Below are 22,669 nucleotides of genomic sequence, written 5' to 3'. Positions count from 1 at the left end.
AATTTTGATTAAAAAAAGTGTAAAATTAAACAGCATGAAAGAAGTAGAGAAGTTTAATCATATATGTTCAAAATATAGCTGTGATGTAGATTTACAGACTGGAAAATATTATGTAGATGCAAAATCTATTATGGGAATTTTCAGTTTGGATTTGGAACAGCCGCTGACATTACTGGTGGATAGTGATGATGAAATAGAAGTGACAGAAAAATTCAGAGATTTTCTTGTATAGTAAAGATAAGAAGAAGGAGAGGAGAACAATGCAGATCAAAGGAGTAAATCTTGGAAATTGGCTGGTGCTGGAGAAATGGATGAGTCCGGCATTATTTGCCGGAACAACAGCTGAAGATGAATACTATCTTCCCCGGCAGCTGTCAAAAGAAGTGTATGAGGCAAGAATTAAGGTGCATCGAAGTGAGTATATCACGGAAAGGGATTTTGCGCTTATTAAATCTCATCATATGAATGCAGTTAGAATACCGGTTCCTTATTTTATATTTGGTGACTGCCCCCCGTTTATTGGTTGTATTGAAGAACTGGATAAGGCGTTTGGCTGGGCAGAAAAGTATGAATTGCAGATTTTGATTGATCTGCATACAGTGCCAGGCAGCCAGAACGGATTTGATAATGGTGGATTATCCGGGGTGTGTACTTGGGCAAGCAGCAGAGAAAATGTGGAATTCACATTAGGCCTTTTGGAAAAATTAGCAGAAAGATATGGAAATAGAAAAGGCCTTCTAGGCATAGAGCCTGTCAATGAACCATTAACGGAAGCGGCATGGGATTCCTTCAATATAGAGGAAAGGTACAAACCGGTAGATAAGGAAATGGCAAAGTATAACGCCCCGGTTCCCATGGAGTTTCTCAAACAATTCTATATAGAAGCGTACGGGCGGATTCGGAAACATATGACGGCAGAAAAGTCAGTCGTATTTCATGATGGATTTAATTTTTCCGTCTGGAAGGATTTCATGCTGAAAGAAGAGTTTGAAAATATTATTTTGGATACCCACCAATATCTGATGATGGCAGAAATAGACGGTTGTCCCCAAAGTGTGGAAGGATATGTCACTTATGTGAAAGAAAAATATGAGGCACCCATTAAAGAGATGGCGCAGTATTGCCCTGTAATTTGCGGAGAATGGTGTTTGTTTAATTCGCTTATATGCGGACATGACACCAAAGGCGGACAATCGGTACTCAATGGCATAGAAGGTGTGGAAAAGGAATTTTATACGCCTAAGCAAAAAAAGGAAATCTATGAGGAACTTGCAAAAGTACAGCTGGATGCATGGAATGTCGGAAATGGATATTTTTACTGGAATTATAAACTATTGCTGGATACGGTCAATGAACCGGTATGGATTGGCTGGGATTCCTGGGATTTTGACAAATCAGTAGCCCAGGGGTGGTTTCCCGTTGAACACGCATAAAGAAGGAGAAGGCGAATCATATGATGAAAAATCCAATATTTCCAGGATTTAATCCCGATCCCTGTATATGTAAGGCAGGAGATGATTATTATGTCATAGTATCTTCTTTTGAGTGGATGCCGGCACTTCCCATTTATCATTCTAAAGATTTAAAAAACTGGGAATTGTATACTCATGTCATTCGCAGTGAAAAACAGGCGGATATTAGAAAATTACCGTCCGCGAAAGGAATCTGGGCACCATGCTTAACATATTGCGAAGAAGAGAAGCTGTTTTATGTGATCTATGGTGTTATGAATTCTATGAACGCAAGATATTTCGATGTAGATAACTATCTGATTACAGCCAGTGATATAAAGGGTCCATGGAGTGAACCAATCTATCTTCATTCGGCAGGCTTTGATGCGTCTATCCTTCATGATGATGACGGTAAGAAATATATTGTTTCACTGGAATGGGAGACGAGGGAAGGATATGAAAAGCCGGGGGCAGTCTGTATTGCAGAGTATTCCCCAGTTGAAAAGAAGATTATCGGTTATCCCAAACGTTTCTGGCATGGGGGGACAGACAGAGGCTGCATTGAAGCACCCCATTTGTATAAGCGCAAAGGATTTTATTACATCATGTGTGCGGAAGGCGGTACAGGGTATGGTCACAGCGTAACTATGGGACGTTCAGAAAATGTCTGGGGTCCTTATGAAAAAGATCCCATGAATCCAATCGTGACTTCTATTCCCGGAGAGTTTAACGAAAGAAAAGATCCGGATCATTTAAAACCGAAATATTACAATCCAGAGTCCGCGCTGCAAAAATCAGGGCATGGAAGCTATGTGGAAAATGAATTGGGAGAAGTTTATCTGGTACACTTAACAGCCAGACCGTTTGTACCAGAGCTGCGGTGTACACTGGGAAGAGAAACAGCCATGCAGAAAATGACGTGGACAGATGATGGGTGGCTGCGCATGGCAGATAAAAGCAATTTTGCAAAAGAAAATTTTGAAGAAAGCAAGCTTCCGGAATACCCGATGCCACAGATCCCGGACTTTGATGATTTTAACAGTGATACATTAGGAATCCAGTATTGTGCACCAAGAATTTCACCGGAAAGCTTTACAGATGTCAAAGCAAGGCCAGGATATGTGCGTATTCGAGGTCAGGAATCCAGAACATCACTAAACAAAGTGAGCATCCTTGCCAGAAAGTTAACCTCAGTAAATGCAGTCATAACCACTAAAATGGAATTTAAGCCGGAGATATATCAGCATAGTGCAGGATTGATTATGTATTATGATAATATGAATTATATCAATTTAAGAAAATATTATAGTCAGACATTGGGACAAAGTGCTATTTCCGTGATACAGTTGGAAAACGGAACAAGAACAGAGTATCTGGATACTAGAACTCCGGTAAAGGATGTGCCTGTTTATCTCCGGCTTCGAATTGATAATAGAAAGACCTTTTTTGAATGGAGTTACGATGGAGAACAGTATTTTCGGATTGGCAAAGAGTTTGATACTACGAAGTTTTCAGATGAATATTGTAAATATGGAGAGTTTACAGGAACATTTGTAGGTATGACCTGTGCAGATCGAATGCTTCACCAACATTTTGCAGATTTTGATTTTTTTGAATACGAAGATATTTTATAAGTAATACAAGAAGAACTCATCAACGACGGTCATCAGAATTGCAGTAACATGGAATGTGGAGAGCGTAGTAGAATTGTGACCAAAATAGTATTATAAATTACTTATGAAATGTTTATGAGCCGATATTTTAAACAAGGGGCAGGAATAATAATCTGTGCCTTGTTTTTTATTGTGAGATTTGGTTCTTTGTTGTACAATAGTAATCAAGTATTTGGAAAGTTGAAAATATTTCTTGTTTAATTAATAGTAGGTGGTGGAAAGAGGGATTTTGATATGAAGTATAAAAGAACGGCTGCCCCGCATTGTGAAGTTTGTGTCAAATTATGTTAAAAATAAATGCCATAGGAGATAATCATGATTAAAGTTCAAAACTTGTCCTACTCGTATCCGCAAAAGGATTTATATAAAAAAGTTTCATTTACAATAGAAGATGATGTACATTGTGCATTGATTGGTACCAACGGTACAGGAAAAAGTACGTTACTCGATTTACTGATGCACTCCGAAGAGTATCTGTACGATGGAAAAATAGTAATTGACAACACAGACAGAATCGGATATGTCAGTCAATTTTCGCAATTAGACCCAAAAGAAGATATGACCGTGTTTCAGTATATCAGCGATGAGTTTGTAAAGCATGAGCAGAAAATATTTGACTTTTGTAAGGAAATGGAGACTGCTGTAGATCTGGAAAAGATCTTCGAGGGGTATCAAAAAGAATTAGATGAATGGAATGCGATTGATGGTGAGTCTTACGAAATCAATATTAAGAAGCAATTAAAACTAGCTAATCTGCAAAAGTTAGAAGAACAGAAGATCAATAGTCTGAGTGGTGGAGAATTTAAGCTGGTTCAGGTAATCAGAGAGATGATGCTGAGTCCAAGGTTTCTTATTATGGACGAACCGGATGTGTTTTTAGATTTTAAACATCTGAATGCGTTAAGAAATCTGATCAATGCCCACAAAGGAACGCTTCTTATTATCACGCATAACCGGTACTTGTTAAACCATTGCTTTAACAAGATACTTCACATGGAAAATATGGATGTTCAGGAATTTGATGGAACCTATACAGAATATAATTATGAACTTCTCGCTACGAAGATTGATTTAGAAGAAGCAGCAGCTGCAGACCAAGCTGAGATTGACCGTCAAAGTAAAATCTTACAAAAATCCAGAGCGAGAGCGTCGGAAATGGACAACGCATCCCTTGGAAGAGCCGTACACGCAAGACAGACCTTGGTGGATCGGCTGAAAGCAAGAAAAACAAAGGCTCCTTTCGTGGATATCAAACAGCCGGAGATTTATTTTGGACTGGAAAACGAAGTGACAGATGAAAATATTCTGGAATTGACGGATTACAGCGTTGCATTTGATGAGCAGCTTTTAGAGCATGTGAATTTTGAAATGAAGCCTGCAGAGCATGTAGCAATTGTGGGGAATAATGGAACCGGAAAAACAACAATGCTATGTGAAATCTTTGAAAATAAGAAAGACACGATCAGGATTAGTGAAGATGCAAAGGTCAGCATGTTTTCCCAGATTACGGGCTCATTATATGACGACACGAAAACGATGCTTGAAATTTTCGAAGAAAAAGGGTTTGTTACAAAAAATGATATAGAGGACTATTTGAAAAAATATGGTTTTGAAGGAGATACGCTTGGCCAGAAAGTGAGTGAATTATCTGGTGGAGAAAAAGATTTGTTTCAATTAGCGGTGCTCTCATTAAAAAAAGCCAACTTCCTGCTGCTGGATGAACCGACGGGGCATTTGGATGTTTATGCGCAGATTGCATTAGAACAGGCGATTTCAGAGTACAAAGGTGCAATTCTTATGGTATCCCATGATTATTATACGGTGGCCAATTGCATGGACTATGTACTTTTGGTAGAAAACAATACTGTGCGCAGAATGAGCAGCCGTAAATTCCGACAGATGATTTATGCCAATCATTTTGACAAAGATTATCTGCTGCTGGAGCAAAAGAAAAAAGAGACAGAAACCAGAATTCAACAACTGCTTCAAACGAATGAATTTGAAAAGGCAAAGGTTCTGATGGAGTCATTAGAAGAAATTATTAAAAAAATGAAAATGTCAATGGCATAATTTCAATTTTCATTATATAGTATAGAACTGCTGTTCCAGCACATGTGGAGACGGTTGTAATCCTTTCCCCCAAAAAAGCAGGCACACCAACGTAAATGTGGAGTTTGAAGAGGGCGATGGACTGTTATATTGTTTGAGGTAACAAATTATTAAATAGATTAGGATTAGATAAATTCTATTACAGATTGTAAAACAGTGTTACGCCAGTGGAATGTAGATTTTGTTTTATTAAATGGAAAACTGCCAACACTAAAACCCCTCAGTACACTGGGGGTTTTAGTGTTGGCAGCTTTTATTTTTATTAACGCCAAGGAGGCCTGGCAACCGATTTTAACGGATTTTTCAAGGGATTTTGAGAAAAAAATAAATCCAGATGCTAGGTGATTATAGCATCTGGATTTATCGCTTAACTTAATGACATTGACCTAGTAGGGACCATATCATAGCTAATTAAGCTATGAAGCAAAGGTTCCTTTTTTATGCCTTTGTGACGCCCCTTTTGGATATTTTATATCAAAAAATCTATGAAACAAATGAAACAATCATGAAACAGATGTAAAACTTATGACTATATTGACAAAGATATTTTATTACATTATGATTTGATTATTAAATATGATATAATTATTGGTTTAAATATGAAAAATATAGTAATTATATACAATTATTGTTTCTGAAACAAATTGAAAGAGGTGAAAGTAATGCCATTGACAGTTAGAGATATTGCAAATGTTGCATGTGTTTCTCCAGCTACTGTTTCAAGATATTTTTCTGGCCGTGGTGTTGTGAGTAAAGATACTGCCAGAAAGATTGAAAATGCTTCGAAAGAGTTAGGATATACACCAAGATTTAAGAAGTGCAAAGATAATGGCGTTATAGCAGTTTTGATTCCTAATTTACAACTAGGCTTTTATGGAGAAGTGTTAAAAGAATTGATAGAAGAGATTCCAAAATATAATTACAGAATTGTATTTATACCAACCATACCGGACAGTGAACATTATAAGATATTCTTTAAGGAAATGAACATTGTTGGCGTGATATATTTTGATGAATTCATTGACCTTGATATTATTAACTACATCGCTTCCAAGAAAATTAAAACTGTGATGTTTGCAGGAGGATCTCTTGACAGCAGGTCAGAAATGGTTCATATCAATGATATTGCAGCCGCCTATGAAGGAACTAAATATTTAATTAGTCTGGGGCATGAAAAGATAATAATTCTTTCGGATTTTTTGAAAAATATAGGATCTTCTTTTCAGCGGTTTACTGGTTGTAAACGTGCGCTTGATGAGATAGGAGTTGATTTAAATGAAAATGAAATGTTAGGATGCGGTACTGTTACTTATGAAACTGGTTACCGGTTAACAAAACAATTCTTAGACAAGAAAACAGACTTTACCGCTATTTTTGCTTTCAGTGATGAGATGGCAATGGGAGGAATATCAGCTTTGCATGATTTTGGGCTTAAGGTACCGGAAGACGTATCGGTTTTGGGATTTGATGATATTGCCATGGCAAGCAGATTCATACCAAGGTTAACCACGATACATCAGCCTATCAAAGAATTTGTTACGAAAACCTTAGAGGCTTTTCAGGATTTAGACAATGTAAACGATAAAGTAGAGATTACACTGCCATATAAGATTGTAAAGCGTGACACATGCACTGTAAATAAGGGAGTAAATATATATGAAAAATAAAAGAATAGGGGCATTCGTATCTGAGATATTAAGACTGATTTATCTGATATTCTTTGTGTTTATCTCAATTGGACCATTATTATGGATTATAATGTCTTCATTTAAGACGAACAAAGAAATTTTATCATCTGCATTCGCATTACCTTCAAATTTTAGTCTGGCTGGTTATAATGCAGCACTTAAACTGGCTCCTATCTTTAAATTTTACAATAACAGTTTATTGATTTCCATGGCTAGTACAATACTAAATATTCTTGTAGTATCAATGGCAGCATATATTTTGGCAAGATGTCGGTTTAAAGGGAAAACATTTTTAACATTATTACTTTCCTCCTCGTTATTAATACCTACTTCCTCTCTATTAATGCCAATCTATATCATTATGACAAAAATTGGTCTGTATGATACGAAAACCGGACTGATCATTGTATACGCAGCATTAGGGCTTCCCTCCTCGCTGTTTATTATAAAGAGTTATTTCCAGAGTATACCGGTAGAATTGGAAGAAGCAGCTTATTTAGACGGAGCGGGTTTTGCAAAAACTTACTTTTTAATTGTATTTCCAATTGCTAAATCGGGGTTGGCAACTGCAGCAATACTCCAATTCTTAACTTCATGGAATGAATTCATGTTCGCATTAATCTTAACAAAAAGTACATTGGCAAGAACACTGCCATTGGCACTCAATTATTTTACATCTCAGTTTTCATTTAATTACACGGCGATGTTTGCAGCGTTGGCTATGGTGATCATTCCAAGTATATTAATTTATACTCTGCTGCAGGAACAAGTGACAGATAGTATGGTAGCCGGTTCAATTAAAGGTTAGGCTGAAAAAAATCACTTTAATTAAAGATTCGCTTGCTTATATAAGTAAAATCATACAAGTTAACGGGGATTTCGGGGCTTAGGCACGATGGTGTCTCAAATATAATGTATCAAAGAAAGGGGATTTATTATGAAAAAAGATCTTAGGAAAGTAGTAGGGGTACTATTGATTGGGGTTATGGTCATGGGTATGTTGTCAGGGTGTGGGGCAAAAAACAAAGAAACCGGAAACAAATCTAATACCGGCAATACACAGGTATCGGATGGCGGTAACGAATCTGGTAAGATAATTGAAATTAATTTTCCTACCTCCTGGGTTGGAGTAAGTTCAAGTACAGAATGGTTTAATGATCGTTTAAGTGCATTTAATGAACAATATTCGGATAAATATAAGGTTGTAGTAGAAGAGATTGCCGGTGATCAGGCTTATGTGGATAAATTAAAAGTTTTATACTCCTCCAAATCCTTACCGGATGTAATTAGTACAGGAGGTTACAACTTAATTGATTCTATGAAAGATCAGCTGGTTGACTTAACTCCTTTTGTGGACGATCAATGGAAAAACTCAACCAGTGAAGTAGGCTGGGATGTCAATTCAAGAGACGGGCATATCTATGGAATTCCATATTCCAGACAGGTGATTGGATATTTCTATAACAAAGAGCTTTTTGAAAAAGCGGGAATCAAAGAACCAGCAAAAACCTGGGATGAATTCTTTGATCAGTGTGACAAATTATTGGCAGCAGGTATTGCGCCAGTATCAATGGATACTGCAGATTCAGGCTGGCTAACTTCATTATTGTTGGGTGCCATGATTGCTTCTAATGATGAAGGCGAAAAGTTTATGAATACGTCACTTCCTAAAAACTATAACACCCAGGAATTCATAGATGCGGCCGGAATGATTCAAAAATTGTTTCAGAAATATACGACTCAGGATGCAATTGGCGGAAAATATGAGAATGGTGCAAGTAACTTCTTTATGGAACAGACAGCAATGATAGCAAATGGACCTTGGATGGTTAGTGATTTCTATGATACTTCCATGGTAGAAGAAGGTTTTGCTGACAAGATAGGAACAGCAATGTTCCCGGGAGATGTAATGTATAACAGTGGCAAGATTGGTTTTAATATTGCATCTAAATCAGAAGATCAATTAAAAGCTTCTCTTGAATTTGTTAAATTTATGACATCTGCGGAAAGCCAACAAAAAATGTTGGAAATGACAGGAGAAATTCCGGCTGAGATTCATGTAACCTCCGATACCATTTATCCGCTTGTAAATGATGTTGTAGAAAATGGTAACCAGGCAGCTAGAAATATTAATGATTTTCAAAGCTTATGGTATGCCAACGTGGTTGATGAGATAAGCATTCAATATCCACTGCTTGCCCAAGGACAAATAACTCCGGAAGAATTTGCAACCGCTTTAACCAAAACAGCAGAGAAAAATTAATTGACAATATCAACTCTTTCCTCTGCCTTTACCGGCAGGGGAGAGAAGAATAGAGGTGACAGAGATTGCGTGTAAAAAAAAGAATGATGGTATGTTTCTTATTACCTTGTATCCTGCTATTTGCTTTAATTTATCTAATACCCATGGGAATTGTATTTGTAACCTCATTCTTTGAGTGGAAATCAGGCGGAGTATTTCATTTTGTTGGTCTTCATAATTATATTGAGGCCTTTGTAAATGATACAAGAATGCATCAGGCATTAAAAAATACTGGAATATGGGCTTTGCTCCAATCAACTGTCCACGTAGGAATAGGTACCATTACCGCATTAATACTATCCCGTAAAATAAAAGGCTGGAAGATCTTTCGAACTATATTCATGATACCCAATGTTATTTCAGCAGCTGCCTTAGGGGTTATCTTTTTAAATGTATTTAACCCCAAATATGGACTGCTTAATTCCATGATCAGTACTTTTGCCGGTAATGAGTTTTCTAAAAATTGGTATTTTGATCAGAACTCAGCATTTCTTACCGTGACCTGGAGCTGGTTGTTGTATGCAGGCCTGGTTATGATACTTGTTCTGGCAGGTGTCATGTCTGTTCCTGATGAAGTAATGGAGGCGGCGAAAATCGACGGAGCCTCCGGTTTACAAATTGACTTTAAAATAAGACTGCCACTGGTACGTACAATTCTTGGAACTTGTGTAATTATATCAGCAACCAGTATGCTAAGAGAATTTGAATTAATCTATTTAACTACCAACGGCGGACCTGGCGATACTACCCTTAATCTGCCTCTATATCTATATAAAACTTCTTTGACAGATAATAATTATGGATATGCGAATATGATGGGGGTTTTATTGATTATCTTAGGAATCTTTGCTGTTTTTGCAATTAATAAATTGTTCCGTATGAGTGAGTCTGATTATTAATAAAAAGGTTAGGAGAATAAGAATGAAGATTACAGTAATAGGTGGTGGTGGAGTTCGCTCAATGTTTCTTGCAAAGAGCCTATCCCAAAATGCGAAAAGATTAGGAATCACTGATCTTGTATTCATGGATAATAATGAGAAAAAATTAAATATTTATGGAAAGATGGCAAGAGAAGTTGCAAAAAGAATTGATCCTTCTCTTATATTTGCTCTCACAACCGATCCTGTGGAAGCAGTAACAGATGCCTACTATGTCATTACTACCATACGTGTTGGAGAAGATGACATGAGAGTTAAAGATGAAAGAATAGCCCTTTCCTATCATTTGTTAGGGCAGGAGACAACAGGTGCGGCAGGTTTCTCATTTGCAATGCGTTCCGTTCCTGCTCTGGTAAAATACTGTGAGCTAATAAAAGAACATGCAAAAAAAGAAGTAAAAGTGTTTAATTTTACCAATCCTGCGGGAGTAGTTTCCCAGACTTTAAGGGATATGGGATTTGATTTTACTTATGGAATCTGTGATGCACCTAGCGGTTTGCTGCATTCCTTTGCCAAACTGTACGGTGTTAGTCAGGATGAAATAACAGGAGAATGTTATGGACTTAATCATCTTTCCTTCTTTAAGAGCATTCAGTTAAATGGTAAAGAGATTATGACAGATTTGCTGGCAGATGACCGTGTATATGAGTCTACTGATATGCGGTTTTTTGATAAAGAACTAGCTTTGCATTTGGGTTGTATCTTAAATGAATATTTATATTACTTTTATTATCGTGAGGAAGCCATATCCAATATTCTTGCAGCAAAAGTAACCAGAGGTGAAGTGATTAAAGACATTAATCTACATATGACAGAGGAATTATCTAAAATGGATATCGAAGGTGACTTTGATCATTGTTTAAAAGTATATGAACAATGGTATGACAGGAGAGAGAGCGCTTATATGGCTAATGAAACGGGGATTAAAAGCCATAAACCTCCTTTTAAGTTTGATATTAACGAGAAAGATAGTGGTGGCTATGCTGGGGTCGCTTTAAAATATATTGAGGCAGAATTATCTGGAGAGCCAAAAAATATGATTCTTTGCGTTCCCAACAATGGGGCGATTGAAGGATTAAAGGATACGGATGTGGTTGAAATCAGCTGTACCATTACCAGAGATGGTTATATCCCTCATAAGATCGAAGAACCGGGCGAACTTCAAATGGAGCTGATAAGAAGAGTAAAGTCTTATGAAAGAATGGCTTCTTCCGCCATTCGAAACCGGGATAAAAAGGAAGCAGTGGATTGTCTCATGCTGCATCCGCTGGTGAATTCTTATTCCCTGGCCAGGGCCTTAATGGAACAATACCTAAGTATCAATACAGAATATATTAAGGGGTGGAAGTAGAATGGAGCACGTATCAGGAGTCGGAATGATCAATGTGGATATCCTTTATTCAGGAATTGAGAGAATTCCCAATGAAGGGGAAGAAATATATTCCAAGGAATTTGATATTCAGTTAGGCGGGGGAATTCCGGCAACTATGATTAACCTGGCACGCCTTGGAATTCCTACTGAGCTATGTACTTTCTTAGGAGATGATATGTTTTCTAATTATGCAAAAACCCAGTTAGAACACTATAATACATCCTATCATAATATTTACAATGGAAACGGTATGCCCCTGGCCATAACCTCTATAGTCACAACACAAAGAGATCGTACCTTTATCTCTTATCGTAATCACTTTACACTTTATGAAGAAGATCAGGATAAGATATACAATAAACTAAAAGGTGCAAAAATAGCAGATATGCAACTGGGGTATTTAGAAGTATATAAGCGGTTAAAAGAAGATGGAACAATATTGGTTTTTGATGTTGGCTGGGAAGACGGGATGTCTTTAGAAAAATATTCAGAGTATCTTAAGCTTGCAGATTATTTTACGCCAAATCAGAAAGAAGCGTTAGAGATTACGAAAACAAAGAATTTGCAGGATGCAGCGAATAAACTAAAAGAATATTTTGATCAGGTTATTATCAAGCTTGATAAGAGCGGTTGTATGCTTGTAGAAGGTGATACTACACATATCATTCCTCCGTTAGAGAATATTAAAGCAGTAGATGCTACAGGAGCAGGAGATGCATTTTTAAGCGGTTTTATTTATGGTTTATATCATGATTATGACATTAAAGATGCCATACTGTTTGGTAACATTACCGGCGGATTATGTGTACAAGGGATTGGGTGTTTAACACGTTATGTAAATGAGAAGGAATTATTAGAGATAGCAGAAAAACATCGTAAACAAATCAGGTGAAACAAATCAGGTGAAACAAATCATTAAAAAAACGGATTAAAATAATTATATAAGAAGGTGGACAATTTATGTGATTGTCCATCTTTTTGGTGTGCCCGGTGGGCACAGAGCCATTTACATATGTGGGTGAAGACATGGCCGGTATCATGAAGAAAAATGAGGCGGGGATCGTGGTGGAGCAAGCGGAAATCGTCGCTGTTCGTGCTGTTACTTAACTGTACAATACCTTTTTGAGATGCAGACGCATCTGGAATTACCTGTTGAGGTGGAAGCTGACTTTCCGGGACCTTTCCGGTTCCATCAAGCTGGGCGATTCCATTCGGCTGTCTGCCGTTCGATCTCAATGGCCATTACCTGACCATCTGCCAGGGTTTCCCGGTCCCACGTGCGGATCTGGTCCGTATACTCCGGCAGATTCTTTTTATCACAAAAAGCATCTCTTAAACCCTCTTAAAATATTTCCGGCATTTCATAGCTCTGGGGAATCTGCATCCTTGCCCTTGCGTGAGAGAGTGCGGTAAACAACCAGATCCCCGTCCGAATCAAATAGACCAATTTCTGGGATTTCTTCTCCTACCAGCTCATCCGCGCCGTCATTACCCAAGCCATAAATTTGTTTACGTATATCAAACAATTGTATCATCAGATTTCAAGGTTTTTGCTTCAATTCATGATTTTTGTCTTAACAATATCTTTTACACTTATGTTCTCTTTCCCTATATAATATGGATCTTTCATATTAGAAGGAGGCCAATTATAAGATATCTTTTTCAAGTATACTCACACTTTAAATATCATCATAGTATATTATTATATATAACTAAGATGAAATTTGTCTAATTGTTATCAACTTCTTATAAAATCCAATTCCTAAATAACGGAGGTTTTTGATATGAATCAAACACTTGAATGCGAATGCAGCTGTGATGAATGTTACAGTGAGAAGAAGTTTGAAAAACTAACCCGAACTGTGTTAAAATGCGGTTGCCCCGGATTTGTTGCATTTCCTAATTTAACCGCAGTAGGCACAACAGCAAGACTTGCCACATTACAGATCGATACTTCTGAATTTGAGCATCCCTGCATCCAGCTTTCATTTACTGCAAATGTAAGCACAGATGTAATAGACGGCTTTAGTTTTCAAATTTTTAGACAGTGTTCAGATCTGTCTGCACCCATTCCGGTCAGTGGAATTTTTAATTATACCAGAGCTGTTGCTACAACAGAAGCTGATACCATTAATTTTACTGTATGCGACAATGATTTTTGTATGGATGGTTGCTGTGCTTATTTTGTTGTAATTACTGTTACTGTTGCCACTGTTTCTGTATCATTTGTCAGTAATGCGACACTCAGCGCCATTATTAGCGACGATTGCTGCGACAGCTAAATTCAACACAGATCAATACAATCTACTGTAGCCATCCCCCTCTTCTTAGTGAGAATAGGGGGATTCTGCTGAATGAAGTCGCCTTAAAATGAAAAACTTCAGAATCGCTGATATCTGGTACCTGCAATCATTTGTGATTTTTAAACGCGATCAAGTTTTCACCGGAAGGCGGCGAAGTTCATATAACAATCACAGCCAGTAACGGAAAAACAAGCTGTATCATATCGGACAACGACATAGGCATAGCACCCGATTTCACTGGTAAAGCGAAAGTGGAACTGCGCGGCGGCAACGTAACGTTGGAAAGCGAGGTTTTGAAGGGAACTATTTTATAGTCACGCTTTGTGTTTACATTAGTTTATATAGAATTTAACCTCCGTTTATATTGCGTTAGTATACTGACGCTATCAATCAAACGGAGGTGTTTTTATATGAATCAGAAATCTGAAAAAGATCAGATTACCGCTATCACTAATGTACGAATTTTCGATGGAGAGCGTGTAATTGACAAAAAGAGCGTGGTAATTATCGGTGCAAAGATTCAAGCCGTAGGTGGAAAAGTGCCGATTGGTGCAACTGTTATTGACGGTCATGGTGCGACATTGATGCTGGGACTAATAGACTCCCATGTGCATACTGACATGAACGGTCTGAGCGATGCACTAAAGTTTGGCGTTACAACAGAGCTTGAAATGATGGGTAGCTGGTCGAAAAGACAGCGTAAGCAGATCGCAGAACGGAATGATATCGCTGATTTGCGTTCTCCCGGAATGGGCATCACACCTCCCGGCGGTCATCCGACTGAGTATATGCCTGATAACTTTCTTGTACGCCTGTTCACCCGTTTCATTTTCCCGTTTGTCAAAACTCCCGGACAAGCGGTCAAATTCGTTGATAAGCAGGTGGCAAAAGGAGCGGACTACATCAAAATCTTTATCGAGGACGGGACATTAGTTGGTGCTCCCAAAATGCCAACTACACCACTTGAAACCATACGCGCAGCTGTAAAACGAGCGCACTATCATGGAAAGATGGCTTTAGTTCATGTGACGACTGTTGAAGGAACGAAACAAGCGCTTGAAGCCGGTGTTGACGGTCTCGTTCATATATTCTTTGATCAGCCGTACACCCCGGAGTTAATTGATGCCATTATCGCATCTGGTGTTTTTGTAACACCAACTCTTGTGGTGGGTTCAACTGCCTTTGGCAATAACTCTGTTTTTGTTATAAATTTATCAATAAGTAATTTGATGACAAGATATTCTCATTAGCCAAATTGACTTAGATATGGAGAAATGGTAAAATTTGGTTAGCTTTAACTAACTGAAGTGTTTGCTTAGCATGTTAATTCAATTACAAGGAGGATAATGGGTTGAAATTTTCTTGGGGTAAGAAAGAGTTTAAAAGAAGATTGAGCACAGCGCTGGTTTTCATCATGGTAAGTTCTTGCGTTATGCCTGCATATGCAGACGGCAGCGGAATTAACATGAGTTTAAACAACAATGCTTCTTTTTCTGAAGAAATTTTATCAGAAGAATCATTGGAAGCTGTGCAAGAAGCCAGTTCGGAAGAGGAACTGACTTCAGAGGACAATGCCGGTAAAGAAGAAACCATAATAGATGAAGCGACAGAGGAGAGCGAAGAAGAGGGCATAGAAGAGCCTGCGGAAGAGACGGACGAGAACTTAGAGGAAACGGAAGCAGAGCCCGAGGAGACGGAAGAGGGCATAGAGCAGGCAGAAGAATCCGAAGCAGCATCCAGCGAGACAAAAGAAGATGCAGAAAAGCCGGAAAACGAGAGCATAGAAGAAACCGAAACAATGATTGAGAATGAAAAACCGGTTTCCGTTGAAGTAAGAAACATAGAACTGATGGGAGACTATGAGGATGGTACCTATACCGGAAGCGGCGAAGGGTATAAAAGTACAATTACTCTGAAGGTAACGATTGCTGACAACCAAATTACGGACATACAGGAGATCTCTCAAAACGAGACGTTAAGTAAATGGGAAAAGGCAAAACTGATTTTTGAAGAAATTATAAATGCCAATTCAACCGATGTGGATGCCATTAGTTCCGCAACATACAGCAGTGAGGGGATTATAGAAGCGGTAAATGATGCCTTATCAAAAGCTGTAGTAGGCGGCAGCCAGGTGTTTGAAGATGGAAATGGCAGTAAAGGGAATCCTTATATTATCGCAGAAAGTCTGCAGCTTGAACGGTTTGCCCAGAAAATAAACGAAGGCAATGATTACCAAGGAAAGTATATAGAGCTTTCCAATGACCTGGAATTGAGTGGAGAATGGACTCCTGCCGGAACAAAAGAAAAGCCTTTTGCAGGATTTTTCTGCGGGAAAGGCTACACAATCAGCGCATTGAGCATACAGGAAACCACCGTGAAGTATGCCGGTCTTTTTGGTTATCTGGCAGCAGGGGCTAGAGTTTCTGACGTGAAACTGGAAGATGTGAATATTTCACGGGAAGCAGGGGCTGCTGAAGCAGGCGCCGTAGCAGGTAGCACGGAGAATGGGGTCGTTATAGATAATTGTCAGGTATATGGAATCATTGAAGCCAGTAATACCACAGGACTCAGTTACGCTGGCGGGATCGCAGGGAAATTGGGGCAGGAATCCGTGGTATCCAATGTTTATGCAGATGTGTCGGTTGCTGCACTTTCAGGAAGCAGCAGTGCTTATGCAGGAGGCATTATCGGAATGTCTGTAAACAAATGCATTCTGATTAATGGGGCATCCTTTGGAAGTGTTTCTGCCAAGACAGATGCCGGTACCATAAGCGGTGCAGGGGGAGTGTTCGGAACCCAGTCCGGAACAGCGTATAATGTTTTCAGCAATTGCGATGTCACAGTTGAAAGTGCAGATCAAAGCAAAATTCTGATTGGCGGAATAAGCGGCATGGCCACAAACAATACTGCGATTGTTAATGGTTATTTTAATAGCAGCATTCCCAATGCATTTATGACAGCATCCAGCGCGATTACCAAATATATTGCAGAAAATGTGGTGAGTTTATCGGATTTGGAACTCAATAGTCCGGATTTTGCAGACACATTAAATCGCGGCTTAACAAGATCACAAAGAGCAGGCGCGATTACCCGGATTTCAGAAGCGGGCAATCAGAACATGGGAGACCTTGAACGTGCGCTTGATTCTCTTAATATCATTTATGCATGGGATTATAGCGGCAGAGTTATTCTCTCCGGGGAAGCTTTTGCAGATGACAGTATTGATGCCGGCATATTTGAAAGCGGAAGCGGAACAGAAGAAGATCCATATATCCTAAAAACAGAAGAACAGCTCAGGGGGTTTGCAAAGTCCCTGTCAGATGATGTCACGTATTCCGGCATTTATATAGCTCTTGAGGAAGATATTGATGTTTCCGGTGAGACCTGGTTTCCCATCGGGCTTGGACACTATGATTTCAGAGGAACCTTTGACGGAAAGGGGCACAAAATTACAGGGATCCGCATAGGTACCGTGGAAGCTCCTTATATAGAGGAGTCTGGCGACAGTCAGAATCTTGGTAAAATGACGACTTATTATGGATTTTTTGGCGTTGTAGGTGAAAATGCGGTCATTAAGAATTTAGGCATAGAAGATTCTGTAATTTCTGTCAGAAGGAGTACAAGTATTTATGCCGGACTTCTTGCCGGCGTTACAGATAAAGCATATATCGACAGCTGCTATGCCAGGGGATATGTCTCCAGCGAAACGACTCACAGCAAAGCAAATGCCTGGGCAGGCGGTCTGGTAAGCCAGACTATAAAAGGCGGCATCATTAATTCCTGGACGGATGCAGAAGTTTTCTGCAGGGCCATCGGTGGTCTTGCCGAATCCGGTGCATTCATAGGTATGACAAACAGAAGTGTTGTTGCAAACTGTTTTGCTTTGGGCAATACAGGAGGAAAAGCGAGCAGAGAAGATGGAAATGAAGGGATGCCGGCGGTTTCCTCTTTCATTGGCGTAAATGCAGGTAAAGTAGCAAATTGCTATGCCGTTGGCGATATGAATGCAGCTTCTTTTTCAACCTATGTGGGATCCTTTTCAGGCTGGGCCACAGGCATTGCAAGACAGTTTATCTCTTATTATAACGCGGACGCGGTCCAGAACAGCAATGGTAGCATAAACAGTCCGGTGATCAGCGTTGGTTTTATGGTGAGTGCTGGGGTAAATGACGAAGGTGAGCCTTATGATGGGACGTATCATGTGGGAATCGAGGCAAAAGAGCTGTCATTTATGAAGAGTCAGATATTTGCCGATCTTTTAAACAGCAATTTCAATGCTTTTCCTCTGGATCTTGTAAACGGTGAAAGTTCCAATGTGGGAAATCAGAATGCCATGGGCCTTCCTGAATTCATGAAGCTGAAAGAATGGCAGTTGGAAAATGACGTTGTCATGCCTGTAGGAGAAACGGTAACTACGACCTATGAAGACATGACCCCGGTATTTGAACCTGATGCCCTTGACGTGGCCGACGGCACTTATTATGGAAGAGCGAAAGGGCCGGGCGGAGAGTATATTTATGTGAAAACGACGGTAGCGGAAGCGCGTATTTCAGATATCCATATAACGAAGCACAGCGAAGGAAATCAGTTGGATTCCATTTCCCCTGAAATCATAGCCTACGTAATATCGAATCAGAATTATTCCCAGTCCGGCAGTGACAGTGAGCTTGGGAAGGCTCTAAAAAGTGCAATCGCAGTTGCGGCACAGAAGGCCTCCATACGGGATATTACTGGATATGGATATGTTTCTGACTCCATCTTTGCAGCAGGAAACGGCACCAAAGAGAATCCATACCTCATAAACACTCCTGAGCAGTTGGTGGCGTTCGCCGGCTCTTTAAATGAAGACGAGCATTATGAAGGGAAGTATGTTAAACTTGGAAATAATATTGCTCTGGATGGAATTGAATGGATTCCAGCAGGCGGATCAGGAGTTTATGGTTTCCGAGGGACCTTTGATGGAAATAACAAGGTAATAAGCCATATGACGGTCGGTTCTTCGGAAAATCCGGAAATGTACTGCAAGTCGGTCGGTCTTTTTGCAAATCTGGAAGCGGCCAGGATTAAAAATCTTGGAATTGAAAATGCATCAATTTACCAAAAGTATTTGGGCGATTCCATTGCCTATTCAGGAATACTGTCTGGATATTATATTGAAAATGCAGGTGACGGTGGGTACGTTGATTTCTGTTATGCAGAAGGAACGATTAACAGCTATACTGCAAAGCAAAACGACAGTGCAGGCTTAATCGGGGCCATCAACAGAGGAACCATAGCAAACAGCTATGCAAAGGCCAGAATTAACTGTGAAAGCAGGGATGGTTATGCATATGCGGGAGGCATAAGTGCACTTCCTAACAGGGCTTTGATCATTAATAACTATGCCTCGGGCAGCATCCAGGGCAAAGGAAATGGAGCCAGGATACAGATCGGTGGAATTTCCGGCATGAATGCAGGCATTGCGATCAATAATTATGCCAGTGTTGAGCTGGTTTCGGCGAATACAACCGCAGATATCGGAGGCTTTTCAGGAAGAGTTTCAGGAATTGGATACGTGGAAAGGGCTTATTATAACAGCGAAGCAAGGCAGATAAGCGGTTCCCTGGAAATCCTTCCGGCCAAAGGGGTTGGCACTGTTGTTTCCGGTACCAACTACGGGAAAGGGATAGTAGTGGATTTAGAAGGAAAAAGCTTGTCCGATCTGAAACGTCCGGAATTTGCAGAAATTTTGAACGCAAATAAAGCAGATGCAGAAATGATAAAAAGAGCAGGCAGCATGTTAGAAGAGCTGGGTTCTGCAATTCCTTCTGAAATTACTCTCCGTGATTTTCAGTATTCCGCAGATGAAAACGGGGTAGTATTCAAGGACAGAACGGCAGGCCACACGGACGGAGGATCATCGGATGGAGGATCATCGGATGGAGATTCATCCGGTGGGGATACTTCCGGCAGTGGCTCATCAGAAGGCGGCGCCTCCAGTCACGATTCTTCGGATGAGAGATCTTCTGTCACCACAGAAACGAAATCCTCCGCCTATTTGACAGACAGGCCTGTCAAAGCAGATGTTGCAGTGACAGCGAATGTGGGAGAGAATGGTTATGCCAGTGTCTCTGTTTCGGATCAGGCCATTGCAGAGGCGATTGCCAGGGCACAATCGGAGGCCAGAGTGCAGGGAAAGACAGCAGACGGAATTTCCATAGCAATCAATATCGTTCTGCCGAAGGATGCCAGATCCCTGTCTGCGTCGTTTTCTAAGAACGCACTGGAACGTCTTGTGAGTGCAAATGTGCAGAGCCTTGATTTGAATGGGACTCTTGTGACGATAGGTCTCAATAAGAAGGTGGTGGAAGAAATCTGCAGGCAAAGCGGTGATTATGTTACCATCGCAGTGGAAATGGTTGATATAATCGGTGTCCGCAGCTGCTATGATATCACCGTTCGCTCCGTAAAGGATGGAGAAACCATGACTGTCACAAGCCTGAAAGAGGGAGCTGCTGTCATCGGGATTCCCTACATACCAGAAAACAATGAGGCCGAAGGACGTTTGTACGGGGTATATGTGGAGGACAACGGAAGGATCAGCCGGATTGCGAATTCGGTATATGACGGAAATAGCAGGCAGATCCTCTTTCTGACAAACCATTTTTCTATCTATGGTGTGGGATGCATGGCTTCCGCCCAGGCGTTTGCGGATACAGAAAAGCATTGGGCCAGGGAATCCATTGATTATATAGTTGGGCGTGGATTACTGTCAGGTGTCTCTGATTCCGGGTTTGCACCGGATGCCGTTCTGACCAGAGGAGAGCTGGCTGCCGCCCTTGGAAAGATGGCTGAGGTTGATGTAAGCAGCTATACGGGCAGTAACTTTACTGATGTGACCGGCAATGAGGAGGTACCTTATATGGAATGGGCACATCAGAATGGAATCGTCCAGGGAGCAGGCACTGATCTGTTTGCACCGGATGCTGCAGTGACCCGTGAAGAAATGGCTGCAGTAATGCAGAACTATACGAGAGTCACCGGTTTTTCCCTGCCGATCACCCGCTCCCAATTCAGCTTTACGGATCATGAAAGCATGGGAAGCGAAGCAAAAGCTGCGGTAATAGCCATGCAGAAGGCAGGTGTTATGATGGGAGAAAGAGACGGCAGTTTTCAGCCAAAAGGCAACATTACCCGTGCCCAGGCTGCTGTTATTCTGGAACGGTATATTAAGTTATCTATTGATCCCAAAACTGCCGAAGGCTGGGCGAAAAACGATTCGGGTCAGTATTTGTACTACAAAAATGGGCTTGCTGTCACCGGATCACAAATCATTGACGGAGTAACCTGTTATTTTTCTACAGATGGAATCATGCGGGAGATCTAAATAATAAAAGATTCTGATAACAAACGAAATAAGAATAGTCTCCAACATGGTTTTTAAACCGCCCTTGCCAAGTAGACAGGCAAAATAATTATAATGTATTCGAGAATGCGACCGGTTAGCTGGTCGCATTTTTTATGCTGTTTTTGGCATTTCTTTGCTTCCAGTTCTGCCTTACAGGCTTGTATACACTTATTCTCAGGAATCGGGTACTGTATCCTTATCCAACTATTTCATGTAATAGATTATGGTTTTTTAATCTCTGAAACTGATTTAATACATGAAAACTCAAATTTAATACATGTACTTCCAGGACATCCAAGTTTTTTATATACTTATCGGGATAAGTTTAATACTTCGATCTGGGTAAGATTAAGATTGCAACGGATTATGCAATTCGGATCATCTTTTATAAAGAGGTCATATGCATATGTTATCCATCGGAGCCAAGTCACTGCCCATATTATAGAATAACTGTTGCCTTATTTAAGTGTGAGTATAAGCTAATATATTCATATTTTAGAACAACAGATTGCAGGAAAACTAAATGCAAGTACTTATTAAATGGTGCTTGACTTAAAGAGGAGGATAAAGCGTGATTATCGCAATTTGTGATGATAATGAACAAGAACTGGAACAATGTAAAAAGCGTTTGGAACTGTTAGCGTCAATTCATCAAGTCGATGTGGAGTTTTCTTTATATCACAAAGGAGAAGAATTGCTGTTCCATTTGCAGAGTCTTAAGAGTTATCCAGACATTATTTATCTGGATATGAGGATGAACGGGATTCAGGGGGATGAGGTCGCCAGAAAGCTGAGAGGTCAGGGTTGTATCAGTGAAATTGTGTTTTTTACAGTTTCTAAAGATTTTTACTCTACGGCATTTGATGTGAAAGCATTGCATTATGTTGTAAAAGGAGAAACAACGGTAGAAAAATTCGAAGATATTTTTATGCAGGCAGTAAAATCAGTACAAGAAAAGCAAACAGAATACATTATGTGTACAGGTGCTGGTGAATTCCGAAAGATTGAGATTAAAAAAATTCATTACTTTGAAGTCATAAAACGGATTGTGACCGTTTATTTCGGGAGTGACCAGTTTAGCTTCTATTCGACCATTGGTAAAATTGAATTAAGGTTAAAGGATTACGGTTTTGTAAGGGTTCATAAGTCTTATGTGGCGGCAATATCTCATATCAGAACTATTTCATTTAAAGAAATAATATTGGATACGGGAGAGGTGTTACCGGTAGGGAGAAACTATTACTCAGAATTGAAACGGGAAATGGAAGCATTCGCAGAAGCGAGAAGAGTAGTGTAGTTTGGAGCATAAAGACTGCCGTTTATCCACGAATCAACACAAATTGAGAAAGATGGGCTAAAGTAATGTTGGAAGGAATTGTTAATCAAAATAAGGGAAATAACCAAAATACATATGCAGATAGAATGCTTACAACTATCTGGTTATTA

The 22,669-nt window shown here is 39.8% G+C and carries 15 protein-coding genes; 14 read left to right on the top strand and 1 reads right to left on the bottom strand.

Going from position 1 to position 22,669, the window contains the following annotated elements:
* Positions 1 to 4: 4 nt before the first annotated feature.
* From AC27IJ_RS18930 to AC27IJ_RS18885, 10 genes are all read left to right on the top strand, one after another.
* The gene (locus AC27IJ_RS18930) at positions 5 to 232 is read left to right on the top strand and encodes an HPr family phosphocarrier protein (RefSeq protein ID WP_312444519.1); all 228 of its coding nucleotides are present in this window, start codon (positions 5 to 7) and stop codon (positions 230 to 232) included.
* Between the two features lie 28 nt (positions 233 to 260).
* Positions 261 to 1,433 (top strand): glycoside hydrolase family 5 protein, encoded by a 1,173-nt coding sequence (locus AC27IJ_RS18925; RefSeq protein ID WP_487150211.1) that lies wholly within the window; start codon positions 261 to 263, stop codon positions 1,431 to 1,433.
* A gap of 20 nt (positions 1,434 to 1,453) precedes the next feature.
* Positions 1,454 to 3,085 (top strand): glycoside hydrolase family 43 protein, encoded by a 1,632-nt coding sequence (locus tag AC27IJ_RS18920; RefSeq protein ID WP_487150209.1) that lies wholly within the window; start codon positions 1,454 to 1,456, stop codon positions 3,083 to 3,085.
* A 354-nt stretch (positions 3,086 to 3,439) separates the two neighbouring features.
* Positions 3,440 to 5,194, top strand: a complete 1,755-nt coding sequence (locus tag AC27IJ_RS18915; RefSeq protein WP_487150207.1) for an ATP-binding cassette domain-containing protein — start codon at positions 3,440 to 3,442, stop codon at positions 5,192 to 5,194.
* A gap of 701 nt (positions 5,195 to 5,895) precedes the next feature.
* Positions 5,896 to 6,900 carry a LacI family DNA-binding transcriptional regulator gene (locus AC27IJ_RS18910; RefSeq protein ID WP_313153883.1) on the top strand — a complete coding sequence of 335 codons (1,005 nt, stop codon included), beginning with the start codon at positions 5,896 to 5,898 and terminating at the stop codon, positions 6,898 to 6,900.
* Complete coding sequence (locus AC27IJ_RS18905; RefSeq protein ID WP_312444511.1) at positions 6,890 to 7,729, top strand: carbohydrate ABC transporter permease; 840 nt, start codon at positions 6,890 to 6,892, stop codon at positions 7,727 to 7,729. The genes AC27IJ_RS18910 and AC27IJ_RS18905 overlap by 11 nt, the downstream gene beginning before the upstream one ends.
* A 129-nt stretch (positions 7,730 to 7,858) precedes the next feature.
* Positions 7,859 to 9,184 (top strand): ABC transporter substrate-binding protein, encoded by a 1,326-nt coding sequence (locus tag AC27IJ_RS18900; protein WP_487150204.1) that lies wholly within the window; start codon positions 7,859 to 7,861, stop codon positions 9,182 to 9,184.
* 65 nt (positions 9,185 to 9,249) lie between these two features.
* Positions 9,250 to 10,122 (top strand): carbohydrate ABC transporter permease, encoded by an 873-nt coding sequence (locus AC27IJ_RS18895; RefSeq protein WP_313257088.1) that lies wholly within the window; start codon positions 9,250 to 9,252, stop codon positions 10,120 to 10,122.
* Between the two features lie 22 nt (positions 10,123 to 10,144).
* The gene (locus AC27IJ_RS18890) at positions 10,145 to 11,512 is read left to right on the top strand and encodes a family 4 glycosyl hydrolase (RefSeq protein WP_313257083.1); all 1,368 of its coding nucleotides are present in this window, start codon (positions 10,145 to 10,147) and stop codon (positions 11,510 to 11,512) included.
* 1 nt (position 11,513) lies between these two features.
* On the top strand, positions 11,514 to 12,425 hold the full coding sequence (locus tag AC27IJ_RS18885; protein ID WP_487150201.1) for a carbohydrate kinase family protein: 912 nt from the start codon (positions 11,514 to 11,516) through the stop codon (positions 12,423 to 12,425).
* A 23-nt stretch (positions 12,426 to 12,448) separates the two neighbouring features.
* Here AC27IJ_RS18885 and AC27IJ_RS18880 read toward each other — a convergent pair whose 3' ends face one another.
* Entirely contained in the window at positions 12,449 to 12,769 is a 321-nt protein-coding gene (locus AC27IJ_RS18880; protein ID WP_442913612.1) for a tail fiber protein, read from the bottom strand.
* 548 nt (positions 12,770 to 13,317) lie between these two features.
* On the opposite strand from AC27IJ_RS18880, the gene AC27IJ_RS18875 reads away from it, so the two are divergent.
* The 4 genes from AC27IJ_RS18875 to AC27IJ_RS18860 all read left to right on the top strand — a co-directional run bounded on the left by AC27IJ_RS18875 (position 13,318) and on the right by AC27IJ_RS18860 (position 22,520).
* Complete coding sequence (locus tag AC27IJ_RS18875; RefSeq protein ID WP_312444502.1) at positions 13,318 to 13,815, top strand: DUF4489 domain-containing protein; 498 nt, start codon at positions 13,318 to 13,320, stop codon at positions 13,813 to 13,815.
* Positions 13,816 to 14,246: 431 nt separating this feature from the next.
* The gene (locus tag AC27IJ_RS18870) at positions 14,247 to 15,086 is read left to right on the top strand and encodes an amidohydrolase family protein (protein WP_313257078.1); all 840 of its coding nucleotides are present in this window, start codon (positions 14,247 to 14,249) and stop codon (positions 15,084 to 15,086) included.
* 101 nt (positions 15,087 to 15,187) lie between these two features.
* Complete coding sequence (locus AC27IJ_RS18865; RefSeq protein ID WP_313257075.1) at positions 15,188 to 21,202, top strand: S-layer homology domain-containing protein; 6,015 nt, start codon at positions 15,188 to 15,190, stop codon at positions 21,200 to 21,202.
* Positions 21,203 to 21,794: 592 nt separating this feature from the next.
* Positions 21,795 to 22,520, top strand: a complete 726-nt coding sequence (locus tag AC27IJ_RS18860) for a LytR/AlgR family response regulator transcription factor (protein ID WP_312444494.1) — start codon at positions 21,795 to 21,797, stop codon at positions 22,518 to 22,520.
* The last annotated feature ends 149 nt before the right edge of the window (positions 22,521 to 22,669 follow it).

The organism is Lacrimispora sp. YZC11, assembly GCF_057543815.1.
Note: the sequence above shows the minus strand (reverse complement) of the source record. Positions and strands in the feature narration are given on the sequence as shown.

Excerpts from the sequence above, each read along its gene's own strand:
- AC27IJ_RS18925 (WP_487150211.1), top strand. The coding sequence starts at position 261 with ATGCAGATCAAAGGAGTAAATCTTGGAAATTGGCTGGTGCTGGAGAAA.
- AC27IJ_RS18920 (WP_487150209.1), top strand. The coding sequence starts at position 1,454 with ATGATGAAAAATCCAATATTTCCAGGATTTAATCCCGATCCCTGTATA.
- AC27IJ_RS18915 (WP_487150207.1), top strand. The coding sequence starts at position 3,440 with ATGATTAAAGTTCAAAACTTGTCCTACTCGTATCCGCAAAAGGATTTA.
- AC27IJ_RS18910 (WP_313153883.1), top strand. The coding sequence starts at position 5,896 with ATGCCATTGACAGTTAGAGATATTGCAAATGTTGCATGTGTTTCTCCA.
- AC27IJ_RS18905 (WP_312444511.1), top strand. The coding sequence starts at position 6,890 with ATGAAAAATAAAAGAATAGGGGCATTCGTATCTGAGATATTAAGACTG.
- AC27IJ_RS18900 (WP_487150204.1), top strand. The coding sequence starts at position 7,859 with ATGAAAAAAGATCTTAGGAAAGTAGTAGGGGTACTATTGATTGGGGTT.
- AC27IJ_RS18890 (WP_313257083.1), top strand. The coding sequence starts at position 10,145 with ATGAAGATTACAGTAATAGGTGGTGGTGGAGTTCGCTCAATGTTTCTT.
- AC27IJ_RS18885 (WP_487150201.1), top strand. The coding sequence starts at position 11,514 with ATGGAGCACGTATCAGGAGTCGGAATGATCAATGTGGATATCCTTTAT.
- AC27IJ_RS18875 (WP_312444502.1), top strand. The coding sequence starts at position 13,318 with ATGAATCAAACACTTGAATGCGAATGCAGCTGTGATGAATGTTACAGT.
- AC27IJ_RS18870 (WP_313257078.1), top strand. The coding sequence starts at position 14,247 with ATGAATCAGAAATCTGAAAAAGATCAGATTACCGCTATCACTAATGTA.